At 68.3% G+C, this 15,708-nt stretch carries 11 protein-coding genes; 2 read left to right on the top strand and 9 right to left on the bottom strand.

Features of this window, described 5'->3' with window-relative positions; all coding sequences use genetic code 11:
* Nucleotides 1-199: 199 nt before the first annotated feature.
* The 9 genes from MMA15_RS23200 to MMA15_RS23160 form a co-directional block, all read right to left on the bottom strand.
* Nucleotides 200-1,510 carry a sugar ABC transporter permease gene (locus MMA15_RS23200; protein ID WP_372498291.1) on the bottom strand — a complete coding sequence of 437 codons (1,311 nt, stop codon included), beginning with the start codon at nt 1,508-1,510 and terminating at the stop codon, nt 200-202.
* Nucleotides 1,507-2,274 (bottom strand): ATP-binding cassette domain-containing protein, encoded by a 768-nt coding sequence (locus MMA15_RS23195; RefSeq protein ID WP_241063401.1) that lies wholly within the window; start codon nt 2,272-2,274, stop codon nt 1,507-1,509. The genes MMA15_RS23200 and MMA15_RS23195 overlap by 4 nt, the downstream gene beginning before the upstream one ends.
* Nucleotides 2,275-2,415: 141 nt before the next feature.
* Nucleotides 2,416-3,504, bottom strand: a complete 1,089-nt coding sequence (locus MMA15_RS23190; protein WP_241062026.1) for a substrate-binding domain-containing protein — start codon at nt 3,502-3,504, stop codon at nt 2,416-2,418.
* Between the two features lie 397 nt (nt 3,505-3,901).
* Nucleotides 3,902-5,167 carry an ROK family transcriptional regulator gene (locus MMA15_RS23185; RefSeq protein WP_241063399.1) on the bottom strand — a complete coding sequence of 422 codons (1,266 nt, stop codon included), beginning with the start codon at nt 5,165-5,167 and terminating at the stop codon, nt 3,902-3,904.
* Between the two features lie 189 nt (nt 5,168-5,356).
* Nucleotides 5,357-6,301, bottom strand: coding sequence for a carbohydrate ABC transporter permease (locus MMA15_RS23180; RefSeq protein ID WP_241062025.1), 945 nt, complete (start codon nt 6,299-6,301; stop codon nt 5,357-5,359).
* A complete protein-coding gene (locus MMA15_RS23175; protein ID WP_241062024.1) occupies nt 6,301-7,224 on the bottom strand; it encodes a carbohydrate ABC transporter permease in 924 nt (307 codons plus the stop codon). Before MMA15_RS23175 ends, MMA15_RS23180 begins: the two co-directional genes overlap by 1 nt.
* 48 nt (nt 7,225-7,272) lie before the next feature.
* Nucleotides 7,273-8,694 (bottom strand): N-acetylglucosamine/diacetylchitobiose ABC transporter substrate-binding protein, encoded by a 1,422-nt coding sequence (ngcE, locus tag MMA15_RS23170; RefSeq protein ID WP_241062023.1) that lies wholly within the window; start codon nt 8,692-8,694, stop codon nt 7,273-7,275.
* A 394-nt stretch (nt 8,695-9,088) separates the two neighbouring features.
* Complete coding sequence (locus MMA15_RS23165; protein ID WP_241062022.1) at nt 9,089-11,917, bottom strand: aconitate hydratase; 2,829 nt, start codon at nt 11,915-11,917, stop codon at nt 9,089-9,091.
* 348 nt (nt 11,918-12,265) lie between these two features.
* Nucleotides 12,266-13,165: a bifunctional helix-turn-helix transcriptional regulator/GNAT family N-acetyltransferase gene (locus tag MMA15_RS23160; protein ID WP_241062021.1), complete on the bottom strand. Its 900-nt coding sequence runs from the start codon at nt 13,163-13,165 to the stop codon at nt 12,266-12,268.
* A 300-nt stretch (nt 13,166-13,465) separates the two neighbouring features.
* Here MMA15_RS23160 and MMA15_RS23155 point away from each other — a divergent pair, with 300 nt between their 5' ends.
* Together MMA15_RS23155 and MMA15_RS23150 are read left to right on the top strand one after the other, a co-directional pair.
* On the top strand, nt 13,466-14,995 hold the full coding sequence (locus tag MMA15_RS23155) for a helix-turn-helix domain-containing protein (RefSeq protein WP_241062020.1): 1,530 nt from the start codon (nt 13,466-13,468) through the stop codon (nt 14,993-14,995).
* 364 nt (nt 14,996-15,359) lie between these two features.
* A complete protein-coding gene (locus MMA15_RS23150; RefSeq protein WP_241062019.1) occupies nt 15,360-15,575 on the top strand; it encodes a hypothetical protein in 216 nt (71 codons plus the stop codon).
* Nucleotides 15,576-15,708 lie beyond the last annotated feature (133 nt).

Below are 15,708 nucleotides of genomic sequence, written 5' to 3'. Positions count from 1 at the left end.
CCGCGGCGACGCATGCGCACATGCCGCGGGCCCCCACGGGACGTAACCCGTGGAGGCCCGGCCGCCCCGGGCCCAGAGGGGCGGTTCCAGGGCGTGGCCCTGGGTGGCCGGCGGCGGTGGCTCCGGCGAGCGGCGGGACGGCGGGCGCGGGCTCTTGTTCCCTGCCGCCGCTCCCGGCGCCCCGCCCGCGTCCCGGTGCTTACGTACGTCCCGCCGTCTTCTGCGTACGGCGCGACACCGAGTCGATGACCACCGCGGCCAGCAGGACCGCGCCCGTGATCATGTACTGGATCTCGCTCGCCATGCCGAGCAGGTTCAGGCCCTGCTGGATGGACTGGATCACGAGGATGCCCAGCAGCGCCGACCAGATCTTGCCGCGTCCGCCGAAGAGGCTGGTGCCGCCGATGACCGCCGCGGCGATGACGTTCATCAGGGTGTTGCCCGCACCGAGGCTCTTGGTGGCGCCGCCGGAGAGGCTGGCGATGAACAGGCCGCCGAAGGCCGCCAGCATTCCGGCGATGCCGAAGACGGTGATGCGTACCCGCTCCACGTTGATACCGGCACGCCGGGCGGCCTCCGCGTTGCCGCCGACCGCGAAGATCTGCCGCCCGTACGTCGTACGGCGAACGGCGAAGTCCGCGATGACCAGCACCGCGAGGAACAGCACCAGCGCCAGCGGAAGCCCCCGCGACTGGTTGAGCACGTAGGCAGCCACGAACGCGACGACCGCCATCACCGCGGTGCGCACCACGATCTCGCTCAGCGGCCGCGAGGGCAGGCGGGCAGCACGGCGACGCTTGGCGTCGACCAGCAGGGCCGCCGCGTAGGCGAGTACGGCGACCAGCGCGAGTCCGTAGGCGGCCGCGATGTCCTCGAAGTAGTAGCCGGTCAGGTCCTCGACGACGCTGCTCTCGGGGGTGTTGATGCTGCCTTCCTGGCCCATGAGCCAGATCTGGAGGCCGCTCCAGCCGAGGAATCCGGCCAGCGTCACGACGAACGCGGGCACGCCGACCTTCGCGAAGAAGAAGCCGTGCAGCGCGCCGATGAACAGGCCGGAGAGGATGGCGACGAGGACCGCCAGCCAGTCGTTGACGTGGTGGGTGACGCTGAGCACCGCCCACACCGCGGCTCCGACACCGGCGACCGAGCCGACCGACAGGTCGATCTCGCCCAGCAGCAGTACGAAGACGATGCCGGTGGCCATGATGCCCGTGCCGGCGATGTAGACGCCGATGTCGCTGACGCTGCCCGCGGAGAGGAAGTTCTCGTTCAGCGACTGGAAGATGACGGCGATGATGATCAGGCCCAGGACGACGGGCAGCGAACCGAGTTCACCGCCGCGCACCTTGCGCTTGAACTCCGTCAGATAGCCCGCGAAGCCCTGTTCGCGCACCAGCAGCCGGGGGTCGACCACGCGGTCCGCGCCGCCGTCGGCGTCGCCGTTCGCGGGCGCCGCGCCCCCGGTCTTCGCGGTCTCGGTGCCGCGCTCCTTGTCGACGGTGTCGCTCACTTCGCCGCCTCCTTCTCCGTACGGGCCTGGCGGCGGGTGACCGCGTTGTCGGAGGCGCCGGTGATCGCGGCGATGACCTCCTCGTGGGAGGTGGTGGCCACGTCGAAGACGCCGTTGTTGCGGCCGAGGCGCAGCACCGCGACACGGTCGGCGACGGCCTGCACGTCGGCCATGTTGTGACTGATGAGGATGACGGCGAGGCCGCGTTCACGCAGCCGCTCGACCAAGTCGAGTACCTGGGCGGTCTGTTCCACGCCGAGCGCGGCGGTCGGCTCGTCGAGGATGACCACCTTCGGGTCGCCGATGAGTGCGCGGGCGATCGCCACGACCTGCCGCTGTCCGCCGGAGAGCGAGGCGACGGGGATACGGACGCTGGGGATGCGGATGGAGAGCGTCTCCAGCAGCTCCATCGCACGCTTCTCCATCGCGATCTCGTCGAGCACGGACGCGTGGCGCGCCTCGTTGCCGAGGAAGAGGTTGGCGACCACGTCGAGGTTGTCGCAGAGCGCCAAGTCCTGGTAGACGGTGGCGATTCCCAGGTCCTGGGCGTCGTGCGGCCGGTTGATGGTGACCGGCCGTCCCTCCCAGTCGATGCCGCCCTCGTCGATGGGGTGGACGCCCGCGATGGTCTTCACGAGCGTCGACTTGCCGGCGCCGTTGTCGCCGACGAGGGCGATCACCTCGCCGCGCCGTACTTCCAGATCAACGTCGGTGAGTGCCTGTACGGCACCGAACCGCTTGGAGATCCCGCGCAGCGCCAGCACGGTTTCCTTCTCCACTGGGAAAACTCCGATCTCGGGATCAGGAGCCGCCCCCGCTCGTGGCGGAGGCGGCGCCCTGCGTTCGTTCAGGGGGGTTCGAAGAGAGGTGCGCGGGAGGCCGCCTCAACTGCGGCCTCCCGGCGGTCACTTCAGACCGGCGGCCTTGCAGGCCTTGGCGAACTGCGGGGTGCAGATCTGGCCGACCTCGTAGACCTTGTCCTTGAGGATCGTGTCCTTGATGTTGTCCTTGGTCACGATCTTGGCGCTGTAGAGCTGGGCCGGAACGCCCTTCTTGCTCTTGCTGTCGACCTTCTTCGGGGTGAGGGAGCCGATGTCCTTGCCCTTCAGCAGATTGACCGCGATCTCCGCGGTGGTCTCCGCCTGCGGCTTGATCGCCTTGTAGATCGTCAGCGTCTGGTCGCCCTTGATGATCCGCTGGAGACCGGCGAGTTCGGCGTCCTGGCCGCCGAGCGGGACGTCCTTGACGCCCTGCTTCTTCATGGCGGTGGAGACGCCGCCGGCCATGCCGTCGTTGGCCGCGTAGACGCCGTCGAAGCCGTCCTTGCCGAGCTTGGTGATCGCGGCGCCCATCTTCTTGTTGGCCTCGTCCGGCGACCAGTCCGGGATGTCCTGCTCGTAGACGACGTCCTTGACCTTCTTGTCCAGGACGCTGTGCGCGCCCTTCTTGAACAGCGGGGCGTTCGGGTCGGTGGGCGAGCCGTTGATCATGACGACGCGGCTGTCCTTGGCCTTGTCGCCGAGCGCCTCCACCAGGCCCTGGCCCTGGAGTTCGCCGATCTTGTAGTTGTCGTAGGAGATGTAGGCCGAGATGTCGCCCTCGGCGAGGCGGTCGTACGCGACGACCTTGACGTCCTTCTTCGCGGCGCGGTCGACCCAGGACTTGGTGGCCTGCGCGTCCACGGCGTCCAGGATGATCGTCTTGACGCCCTGCGCGATGAGCGCGTCGAACTGCTTCTTCTGAAGCTCGGAATCCTGGTTCGCGTTGTTGTACTTGACCTTGCAGTCCTTGCAGAGGGACTTGATCTTGTCGGTCATGTACGGACGGTCGAACGTCTCGTAGCGCGTGGTCTTGTTCTCCGGAAGCAGCAGACCGATGGTCTTGTCGTCGCCGCCGCCCCCGTCGCCGCCGCCCGCCTTTCCGCAGGCTGCGAGGGAAACGGCCATCGATATGGCTGCCGTACCGATGACGACGCGACGCACCTTTGCGTTCATGGGGTTCCAACCTCCCTGACGAGGCCGCGTCGTTTGCGGCCGAGGTGGTCGGAAGTCAACTCCGAGGCAACGCAAGCGTCAAGAAGTAAATCATTAACGAGACGGCAACGATGCCATCCGTTATCTGCATGAACCCAAAGGGCCACGTTGAGTGCCCGGACGGATTCGGAGCGGAGCGAAACCGCTGGGTTTCCATAGCGGTTTCCCGTCGCCCGTCGCCGACGGCCGTCGTCGATAGCCGTTGCCGTTTTTCTGTTTCGCGTTCTCGCGGGCGTTCCCGTTTCCCGGGTGTTGCCGCGTGTTCCCGTGTGCCGGGCCGTTACTCCGATTTCGTACGTCCCGTACGCGGGTCCCGTACGCCGGGGTCCGCAACCGCCCGGCGGCCGGGGCCGGTTCGTCAGACGGACGCCGCCACGGCGCCCACGGGCGCCCCGTGTCCGCCGCCCTCGCCCCTCGGCGCAGCCCGGCCGGACCGGGCCGCCGGCGCCGTCGCCGAGGTGTCCAGGAGCGTCGCGTCGCCCATCTCGCTGAGCACCAGCGCCAGTGCGCCCAGCACCTCGGCACGCCCGCCGAGGGTGCCGGGCACCACCGTCAACTGCCGTGCGGCGCTGGGGATCGCATAGCGCGCCACCGAGTCCCTGACGGGCCCCAGCACCACGTCGCCGGCCTCCGCGAGGTCGCCGCCGAGCACCACCCGGCTGGGGTTGAGCAGATTGCAGAGGTTGGCGACGCCGCTGCCGATGTGGCGGCCGAGGTCGGCGACGACTCTGCGGCAGCCCGGATCGCCCTCGCGGGCGAGCTGTACGACGCGCGCCATCGTCAGATCCGTGCCGTGGCTTGAGTACAGCAGTGGCAGTACGTAGCGGGCCGCGGTGAAGGTTTCAAGGCAGCCGCGGTTGCCGCAGCGGCAGACCGGACCCGACTCGTCGAGGGTGATGTGCCCTATCTCGCCCGCGGTTCCGCCGGGGCCACGGTAGATCTGGCCGTTGATGACGAGTCCGGCGCCCACGCCGCTCGCGACCTTGATGTACGCCAGGTCGGCGGCGCCGCGGCCGTTGCCCCACACCTGCTCGCCGAGGGCGCCGAGGTTGGCGTCGTTGTCGACGTACACCGGGACGCCGAGGCGGGCGGCCAGCTCCTCACGCGGATGTGTGCCGCTCCAGCCGGGCAGTATGGACGTCGATCCCAGCTCGCCGGTCTCCACGTCTATCGGCCCGGGAACGCCGAGGCCCACGCCGATCAGCTTCTCGCGGGCGATGCCGGTGGTGGCGATGAGCCGGTGTACGAGCTGCTCGGCGCGGTCGAAGCCCTCCGCTGCCGACGCGTCGACGTCGATCGGCTCGGCCTCCTCGGCGAGCACCTGATGCGCGAGGTTTCCCACGGCCACGCGCAGATGCGAGTGCCCGAAGTCGACGCCCACGACGGCGCCCGCGTCGCCGCTCAGCGAGACCGCACGCGCCCGGCGCCCGCCCGCCGAGGTGGGCGTGACCTGCACGGTCCCGCTCTCCTTCAGCTCACGGACGATGTTGGAGACGGTCGCCGCGGACAGCCCGGTGGTCCGGGCGATCTCCGCCTGGGTGAGCGAGCCCGCCATGCGTACCGCCCGTACGACCCGTTCGAGGTTCGCCCGGTGCAGCGAGGACTGCGACCCCGGAGTCTCCACCACTGATCCACTCCCGCCTCGACGGCCGGCGCGACCATCGGACCGTCCGCCGTACCGCGTCTTCGGGAAACGGCATGTCTCCAACACCTGAACTCCAAGCAGAGCCCGAGCGGTTCTCTCCCGTCAAGACCTTGAACGAAGTGGGCGCTCGCCGGAGAGAGTTTCGACGGAGCGTGAACGGGAGGGGATCTACTTCAGCGCACCCGCGGTCAGCCCTGCCACGACCTGCCGCTGGAAGATGATGTACGCCGCGAGCACCGGCAGCATGGCCATCACCAGACCCGCGAACAGCCCCGACCAGTCCCCCTTGTAGCCCTGGCTGGCGGCCAGTTCGACCAGCCCCTGGGTGAGCACCCGCTGATCCGGGTCGGTGTTGAGCACCGTCGGCAGCATGTACTGGTTCCACTGCCCGAGGAAGTTGAAGATCCCCACGCTGATCAGACCGGGCTTGGCCATCGGCAGCATCACCTGGAAGAACGTCCGGGTGTGCGAGGCGCCGTCGATCAGCGCAGCCTCCGCCACCGAGGTCGGCAGCGAGCGGAAGAACGAGGTCAGGAAGAAGGTGGTGAACGGCAGCGAGTAGGCGATGTACGCCAGGATCAGACCGTGCCGGGTGTTCAGCAGCCCGGTGTTGCTCATCACGTAGAAGAGCGGCACGAGGGCGAGGATGATCGGGAAGCTCATCCCGCCGATGAACAGGAAGTAGAAGAAGCGGTTCCCGGGGAAGTCGAACCGGGCCAGCACGTACGCCACCATGCTGCCCAGGAGCATGGTGCCGACCAGTGAACCGCCCACCACCAGCAGGGTGTTGAAGAAGTACTCGCTCATGTGCGCCTGGCTCCAGGCGCGCGACCAGTTGTCGAAGTTGAGCGACGTCGGAGGCGACCACGGCGAGGTGAAGATGCTCCTGTCGTCCTTGAAGGAGGTCATCACCGCCCAGAGCAGCGGCATCACCACCATCACCGCCCACAGGACGAGCATCCCGTGTGAGAAGACGTTGAGGGTTCCCCCCTCGCCGCCCTTCGCGCTCTCCTTGTCGGCGGTGCCGCGCAGCGGGTCCCGGGTGAGGGCTTTGCCCACCGTCTCGGACTCCGTCGTCTCCGGTTCCTCCGGCAGGGTTCCGGCGGTCTTCATCAGTACTCCAGCCTCTCGCGGCGACCGAGTTTCAGTACGACGGCCGCGAAGGCCAGGGTGACCACGAGCAGCGCGACGCCGATCGTGGTGGCGTAGGCGGCCTGACCGTCGCGGAACGCCTTCAGGTACACGTACAGCGGCAGCACGGTCGTGGCGTAGGCGGGACCGCCCGGACCGGTCGTCATGATCTGCACCACCGCGAACGCCTCGGCGCCCAGCGCCAGGATGCCCATGTAGATCCAGCCGGACTGCACGGTGTCCCACAGCAGGGGCAGCGTGATCCGGAAGAACGTGGTGATCCGGTCGGCGCCGTCCAGCAGCGCCGCCTCGTAGTAGTCACGCGGGATCGAGGTCATCGCGGCCGAGAACAGCACGACGAAGAAGCCGACGGTGCACCACACCATGACGGCCATCACGGCCCACAGCGCCGTCTCCGGATTCCCCAGCCACGCCGTCTTCAGCGCGGAGAGACCCACCGCGTCCAGTGCCGCGTTGAGCGAGCCGCTGCGCGGGTTGTAGGCGAAGCGGAAGAGCAGGGCGACGATGGCGATCGAGAGCACCTGCGGGAAGAAGTAGACGATCTTGTAAAAGCTGGAGCCGCGAACGCCGGAGACGGCGGAGTTCTTACGCCGCCGTCCCCCGACGTTGATCATGAAGGCGAAGAACAGCGCGAGGCTGATCGTCACCAGCGGCAGCAGCAGAAGGAACAGCAAGCTGTGTTGCAGCGACTTCCAGAAGACGTCGTCGCTGAAGAGCTTGATGTAGTTGTCGAAGCCGACCATTTCGAAGTCCGGACTGAGTCCGGTCCAGTCAGTGAACGAATAGTAGATCGACTGGACGAACGGCCAGATGACAAAGACCGTGTAGATCGTGAGGGGAACGATCAAGAACCCCACGATGAACCGGTACTTGCCGTGCTCCATTACTCACCGACTCCGATCCCCTGTACTGCTGCCGCTGATGACGCTTCTTCAGTGCTTGTAGTGCGTGATGGAGTCGTCTTCACGCGCTTCGTCGGTGAACTTCTGGGCCTTCTTCATCGCTTCGGCCGGCGTCATGCGCCCGGCCATCATCTCGCCCAGGCAGGCCACGCCGATCTTCTCCTTCTGGAGGGCCACGTACCAGTCCTGGATGCGGGGGTTGACGATGTTCTTGCCCGCCTTCTCCAGCGCGTCCACCGCCGACTTCAGGCCCGGAGGCAGGGACAGACCCTCGGTGCCGCCGTTGAAGGAAGTCAGCGAGGACACCTGCTTGGTGAAGTTCTTCGAGGACGCCTCACCGAGCATGATCCGGAGCTGCTCCATGCCGCCGGTGGGGTTCTTCGCCTTCGCCGGCACGATGAACGGCTCGCCGCCGGAGGCCCACAGCGTGCCGAAGGGCAGCTTGTCGCCGCTGTCCAGGCCGGAGGGCGCGGCGACCCGCATCTCGAAGTCCTTCGGGGTGGTCTTCTTCGCCTCGTTCTCCACCCAGGAGCCGTTCGGGATGAACAGCGCCTTGCCCTCGTTCCAGGCGGTCTGCGACTCGATGTGGTCCAGGCCGGGCGTGCCGTCGAGGACGTAGCCCTTCTTGTACAGCTCGTAGTACGCCTCCAGGGCGGCCTTGACCGCCGGCTGCTTCCAGGCGTCGGGCTCCAGGTTGTCGATCTTGTTCAGTACCTCGGGGCCGCCGATCTTGGCCATGAAGGGGTAGAGGCTGAAGGGCAGGTAGTAGGGGAACTTGCCCGCGTAGGTCCAGCCCGCCATGCCCTTCTTCTTGGCCTTCGCGCAGACCGAGAGCATGTCGTCCCAGTTCTCGGGGTATTCCACGTCGAGCTTGTCGAGCGCCTTCTGGGAGTACCAGACGCCGTAGACGGTGTAGGCGTAGTACAGAATCCACACCGGCTTGCCGTCGAACTGGCCCATCTCCACGACGCCGGGGCGCAGGGTGTCGCGCACCTTCTTGTTCGGGTCGTCGATGGAGGGCGCGTCCAGCAGCTCCGTGAGGTCGGTGAGCTGCTTCTTGCCCACCAGCACGCCCATGTCCATCTGCTCGGCGCCCGAGTTGTCGATCAGGTCCGGCGGGGTGCCGCCGTTGAAGCGGGGCTGAAGCACGGACTGGATCTTCTGGGTCGACTTCAGCTTCGTCTTGGCCTTGGGGAAGTTCTTCTCGTAGACGGCCTGGGCGTCCTTGGCGTACTTCGTGCCGAAGCCGCCGTCGAAGATGTACACCTCGAGCGGAGCGCTCTTGTTCACGCCGAGGGGGTTGTCCTTGGTCTTCTTGCCCTTGTCGACCTTGTTGTCCTCGCCGCTTCCGCTGGCGCAGGAGGTGAGCGCGCCCATTGCAGGGACGGCTATCAGGCCGGCTGCGGCTGCCTGCTTGATCAGGTCACGGCGGTTGACGTGGTTGGATCCCATGCTCAAGTCCTCGCCTTCTCCAGGACTCAGGCGGTGTTCCGGTCTCCCGAGGACTCGCCACCGGCGAAGGGCCCGACACCGCGGGTCAGTTGAAGCTGAGTTGTACGTTTCTCGCTACCGCCAGGAGCGCCGCTTCCACGGGCCCTCGTGAGGTGCCGACAGGTATAGTCCACTTGGCGTCAGCAGGGCAAGATCGAAGCAACCCTTTCGGGCAGTCTTTCCCGAGTTGAGACCTGGCGGACTTGCGCCCGTACGGCGAGAGACCCCGGCCATGGGAACACGAAGCGGCGGGTGCCGGGAGGTGTTTCCCGGCACCCGCCGCCTGTCGCCGAGGCGCTCCGCCGCGCGAGGCCCTGCCGGGCTCGCTCGCGCGGACCGGGGCCCCGGGCCGGTGCTACTTGCGCAGCAGGGAGCGCAGCACGTACTGCATGATCCCGCCGTTGCGGTAGTAGTCGGCCTCACCGGGGGTGTCGATCCGTACGGTCGCGTCGAAGGCGACGCCGGTGTCCGTGGAGACCCTGACGGTGGCGGGGATGCCGCCGTCGTTGAGCGCGGTGATCCCGGTGATGGTGAAGGTCTCCTCACCGCTCAGGCCCAGCGAATCGGCGCTCTCCCCGTCGGGGAACTGAAGGGGCAGCACACCCATGCCGATCAGGTTCGAGCGGTGGATGCGCTCGTAGGACTCGGCGACGACGGCCTTGACGCCGAGCAGCGCGGTGCCCTTCGCCGCCCAGTCGCGGGACGAGCCGGAGCCGTACTCCTTGCCCGCCAGGATGACCAGCGGTACGCCCTGCGCCTGGTAGTTCTGCGAGGCGTCGTAGATGAAGGAGACCGGAGCGTCGGGCTGGGTGAAGTCGCGGGTGTAACCACCTTCCGGCAGAGAAGAAAAGCCAGCGCCTTCGGCGATCTGGTTGCGCAGCCGGATGTTGGCGAAGGTCCCGCGGATCATGACCTCGTGGTTGCCGCGGCGCGAGCCGTAGCTGTTGAAGTCGCGGCGGGCGACGCCGTGTTCGGTGAGGTACTGCCCCGCGGGGGTGTCGGCCTTGATCGCACCGGCGGGCGAGATGTGGTCGGTGGTGACGGAGTCGCCCAGCTTGGCGAGCACGCGTGCGCCGGAGATGTCCTCGACCGGGGACGGCTCGGTGCCCATGCCCTCGAAGTACGGGGGCTTGCGCACGTACGTCGACTCCGGGTCCCACTCGAAGGTGTTGCCGGTGGGCACCGGCAGCGCCTGCCACTGTGAGTCGCCTGCGAAGACGTCCGCGTAGTCCTTGGTGAACATCTCCTGCCCGATGCAGGAGGCGACGACCTCCTCGACCTCCTGCTCGGAGGGCCACAGGTCGGCGAGATGCACCGGGTTGCCGTCCTGGTCGGTGCCGAGCGGCTCGGTGGTGATGTCGACCTTCATCGAGCCGGCGATGGCGTAGGCGACGACGAGCGGCGGGGACGCGAGGTAGTTCATCTTCACGTCGGGGTTGATCCGGCCCTCGAAGTTCCGGTTCCCGGACAGCACGGAGACCACGGCCAGGTCGTGCTCGTTGACGGCCTGCGAGATCTCCTCCGGCAGCGGGCCGGAGTTGCCGATGCAGGTCGTGCAGCCGTAGCCGACGAGGTTGAAGCCGAGCTTGTCGAGATACGGGGTGAGGCCCGCGCGGTCGTAGTAGTCCATGACGACCTGGGAGCCGGGAGCGAGGGTGGTCTTCACCCACGGCTTGCGGGTGAGGCCCTTCTCCACGGCCTTCTTCGCCAACAGCGCGGCACCGACCATGACGTACGGGTTGGAGGTGTTGGTGCAGGAGGTGATCGCGGCGACGGCGACGGCGCCGTGGTCGATCTCGTACGGGTTTCCGTCGGGGCCGGTGACCTTGACGAGCTTGGTGAGCCCGGCGTCGGGCTGCGAGCCGACGGCGGCGTGCTGCGGCTGCCCGCTGCCGTTGTCCTGGTGGCCGTAGGCCGGGGCGTCGCTGGCGGGGAACGACTCCGAACTGGCCTCGTCCACCGGGGAGGAGGCCAGCGGTGCGCCGCCCGCCGTCTTGCCCGCGTCCGGCACGTAGTCGGGCAGGTCGGCGAGGAACTGGCGCTTGGCGTCGGCGAGCGCGATGCGGTCCTGGGGGCGCTTCGGGCCTGCGATCGACGGCACGACCGTGGCCAGGTCCAGCTCCAGGTACTCGCTGTATACGGGCTCGTGGGCGGCTTCGTGCCACATGCCCTGCTCCTTGGCGTACGCCTCGACGAGCTTGAGCTGGCTCTCCGAACGGCCGGTCAGCTTCAGGTAGTTGATGGTCTCCTGGTCGATCGGGAAGATCGCGGCGGTGGAGCCGAACTCCGGCGACATGTTGCCGATGGTGGCGCGGTTGGCGAGCGGCACCGCGCCGACGCCCTCGCCGTAGAACTCCACGAACTTCCCCACGACGCCGTGCTCGCGCAGCATCTCGGTGATGGTGAGCACGAGGTCGGTGGCGGTGGTGCCGGTCGGCAGCGAGCCGGTGAGCTTGAAGCCGACGACGCGCGGGATGAGCATCGAGACCGGCTGGCCGAGCATGGCGGCCTCCGCCTCGATGCCGCCGACGCCCCAGCCGAGGACGCCGAGCCCGTTGACCATGGTGGTGTGCGAGTCGGTGCCGACGAGGGTGTCGGGGTAGGCCTGGCCGCCGCGCACCATCACCGTACGGGCGAGGTGCTCGATGTTGACCTGGTGGACGATGCCGGTGCCGGGCGGTACGACCTTGAACTCGTCGAACGCGGTCTGGCCCCAGCGCAGGAACTGGTAGCGCTCGCGGTTGCGCCCGTACTCCAACTCCACGTTCTGCGCGAAGGAGTTGGCGGTGCCGAACTTGTCGGCGATCACGGAGTGGTCGATGACCAGCTCGGCCGGGGCGAGGGGGTTGATGCGGTCCGCGTCGCCGCCCAGCTCCTTGACGGCCTCGCGCATGGTCGCCAGGTCGACGACGCACGGCACGCCCGTGAAGTCCTGCATGATCACGCGGGCGGGCGTGAACTGGATCTCCTGGCTGGGCCGGGCGTCGGGGTCCCAGCCGCCCACGGCACGGATGTGGTCGGCGGTGATGTTCGCGCCGTCCTCGGTGCGGAGGAGGTTCTCCAGCAGCACCTTCAGGCTGTACGGGAGCCGGGCGGAGCCCTCCACCTTGTCCAGCCTGAAGATCTCGTACGACTCGTCGCCCACCTGAAGCGTGCTGCGGGCGTCGAAGCTGTTCGCCGACACGACAGTCTCCTTAGTGCGTTCTTGGCGTCCGTCCCCTGGCCACGCGGCCGGAGACCCCCAGGGGGCGGGGCTCCACGGCAAGCGACGGCATGCCTGCGAGCTCTGCTCCGCTGCGGTCGTATGGGGTGCGCACGCCCTGTTGTGCGCGCGCCTGCAAGTTATCTCGATGTCGAGATAACCCTAATACACGAGCGCCGCCCGGTCATGCGGGGTGCTCACGGTTCTGACGAGGAAGCGCCCAGCGGAGAACCAGCGGGGCGGAGAACAGCGGGGCGGAGGACCAACCCGGGACGGGGACCACCGGGGCGGAGGGGCGAGCGGGCGAAGAGCGAGCCGGGCGCGAGGAGTTCAGCCTCGGGCCGGCCCCGAGACCCGCTTCTCGAACCAGTGGTGTGCGTACGGCTCGTCGTTGAAGGCGGGGACCTCCTGGAAGCCGTACGTCCGGTACAGGCCGATCGCGGCGCCGAGCGTCCTGTTGGTGTCCAGGCGCAGCACGTCACGGCCCTCCCCGGCGGCGCGCGCCTCCAGTTCGCCGAGGAAGCGGCGGCCGAGCCCGAGACGGCGGGCGCGGGGCGCGACCCACATGCGCTTGATCTCGGCCGGTGCGCCGGGCGGCAGCTTCAGACCGGCGCATCCCACGGGCTCGCCCTGTAGCCGTGCCACGAGGAACAGGCCGTGCGGAGGCCGGAGTTCACCGGCGTCGGGCAGCAGGCTGCGCGCGGGGTCGAAGCCGGTCTCGAAGCGCTCCTGCAACTCCGTGAAGTAGGAACGCAGACACTTCTGGGCGTCGGGGTGGTCCGGGTCGACGGCGTCCAGGGTGACCGTGGAGGCCGTCAGCAGCCGGTCGACCTCGGCCATCGCGGCCACCAGCCGGGCACGCTGGCCTTCGTTGAGCGGCCCCAGCAGGGACCCGGCCAGCTCGTCGCTGCGCTCGTCGAGCATGGCCCGCTCCTCGCGCCCCGCGTCGGTGAGCCGCACGGTGCGCACCCGCCGGTCGCTGGGCAGCGGCTCCACCGTCACCAGCCCGTCGTCCGCCAGGGACCGCAGCAGCCTGCTGACGTACCCCGAGTCCAGCCCGAGCCGCTCGCGCAGGCGCCGCACGTCCTGCTCCTGCTCGCCGATCTCCCAGAGCAGCCGGGCCTCGCCGATGGGACGCCCGCGGCCCAGATAGCCGTCGTGCAGCACGCCCACGCGCTCGGTGACGGTCCGGTTGAAGCTGCGTACCTGCTCTATCTGCGCTCGATCCATTCTCTGACTCTAGTCAGAGAATCAGGGTCCGAGCCAGGGGCGGGTGCGCGACCAGGGGCGTAAGGGCTCGCACAGCGGGCACTCGCCGCGAGCCGCGAGACTGGGGCCCGCGCGCCTGGCGGACGGAGGCCGGGGCCCGCACGCGGGCCGCACCGACCGGCCTCGGCTCCGCCCGCACCCGCGCCACGCCCGGCCCGCGCCACGCGCCACCGGGCCGAACTCCCTTGCCCGTACGGCCTGTCCACCACATGGACACAGGCTCGGTGCGAACTCATCTCACATGTGAGATATTCTCATCGCATGACTGATGACTACCTGGCCCGCATCGGCCAACTCATCCGCGACGCCCGTCAGCACAGAGGCTGGACACAAGTGAAACTCGCCGAGGCCCTGGGGACGAGCCAGAGCGCTGTGAACCGCATCGAGCGCGGCAACCAGAACATCAGTCTTGAGATGATCGCGCGCATCTCCGAGGCCCTAGACAGCGAGATCGTCTCGCTCGGCTACTCGGGCCCGATGCATCTGCGCGTCGTCGGCGGCCGTCGCCTGTCGGGCAGCATCGACGTCAAGACGAGCAAGAACGCTTGCGTGGCGCTGCTGTGCGCCTCACTGCTCAACTCCGGGCGTACGGTGCTGCGTCGGGTCGCCCGCATCGAAGAGGTCTTCCGGATTCTGGAGGTGCTCTCCTCCATCGGCGTCCGTGCCCGCTGGATCAACGACGGCGCCGATCTGGAGATCGTGCCCCCGGCGGAGCTGGACCTGGAGGCCATCGACGCGGACGCCGCGCGCCGCACCCGCAGCATCATCATGTTCCTCGGGCCGCTGCTGCACAGGATGGAGCAGTTCCGCATCCCCTACGCGGGCGGCTGCGACCTCGGTACGCGCACTGTGCAGCCCCACATGATCGCGCTGCGCCGCTTCGGCCTGGAGATCACCGCGACGGAAGGGCTCTACCACGCCGTGGTGGAGCGCTCGGTCACGCCCGGCGGGCCGATCGTGCTGACCGAGCGCGGGGACACCGTCACCGAGAACGCGCTGCTGGCCGCCGCACGGCACGACGGCGTCACGGTCATCCGCAACGCCTCGCCGAACTACATGGTCCAGGACCTGTGCTTCTTCCTCGAACAGCTCGGCGTGAAGGTCGAGGGCATCGGCACCACCACGCTGACCGTGCACGGCGTTCCCGAGATCGACGTCGACGTGGACTACTCCCCCTCCGAGGACCCGGTCGAGGCGATGAGCCTGCTGGCGGCGGCGGTCGTCACCGGTTCCGAACTGACCGTATGCCGCGTGCCGGTGGAGTTCCTGGAGATCGAACTCGCGGTGCTGGAGGAGATGGGCCTCGACACCGACCGGGGCCCGGAGTACGCGGCGGACAACGGCCGTACCCGCCTGGTCGATCTGACCGTGCGCCCATCGAAGCTGGAGGCGCCCGCGGACAAGATCCACCCGATGCCGTTCCCCGGCATCAACATCGACAACGTGCCGTTCTTCGCTGCCATCGCCGCAGTCGCCGAGGGCCAGACGCTCATTCACGACTGGGTCTACGACAACCGCGCCATCTACCTCACCGACCTCAACCGCCTGGGCGGCCGCCTCCAACTCCTCGACCCTCACCGGGTGTTGGTGGAGGGCCCGACGCGCTGGCGTGCGGCGGAGATGATGTGCCCGCCCGCGCTGCGGCCCGCGGTGGTGGTGCTGCTGGGAATGCTCGCCGCGGAGGGCACCTCGGTGCTGCGCAACGTCTATGTGATCAACCGCGGTTATGAGGACCTCGCGGAGCGGCTCAACGAAGTCGGCGCGCAGATCGAGACGTTCAGGGACATCTGAGCGACGGACGTCTGAGAACGACGCACGTCAGGGGCATCCCGACGGCGGAGGACACCGCCGCGTCCGTTCCGGCTCGCGAGCGCACGAGCCGGGAGGAGATGTGGCGGTTCTTCGTCAATATCCCGACGCGGGCGCCGAATCGTAGCCCGGCCCCTGTCCGGGACGGCCACAGCGGGCATAGTGGCAGTGTGTCTGTGTATCAGGTGTCATGCCCGGCGAGGACGCTGATCCTCGACGAGGAGACTCGTCTGCTGGAAGAAGGCGGGCTGGAGCCCGAACCGGCTCTGTGGTGCATGCTGGAGGTCGGCCATGCCGGCTTGCACTACACTACACGCTCGCGCAAGGATTGCAGGGGGGCAACGGAGTGCCGCCTGCCACGTTGTGGCTGCGCTGGGAAGACGCGGCCGAATTCGGCCCGTTGCGGGAGATCCTGCCGCTGCCGGCGTGCCCCGAGCGGTTCCTCTCCGGGACTCTGGAGGAGGAGGCGTGCGGCCTGCCGGAAGCGCATGTCGGGCGCCACGACTACGAGTTCGGCCCGCCGATCAGCGAGGACGACATCACAAGCGACTGGCTGTTCTGAGCTGAGCTGCCGACTCCGGAACCGTCACGTCGGAAGTCGCTTCCCACGGGAGCATCCGACGCCGGACGCTGTGCGCCGCGTACCTGTACGTGGAGAGGACGGCGCGGCACGAAGAACCTCGGCCGGGCCAGTC

Source organism: Streptomyces marispadix (assembly GCF_022524345.1).
GTDB lineage: Bacteria > Actinomycetota > Actinomycetes > Streptomycetales > Streptomycetaceae > Streptomyces > Streptomyces marispadix.
This window is presented reverse-complemented; position numbering and strand designations above follow the sequence as displayed.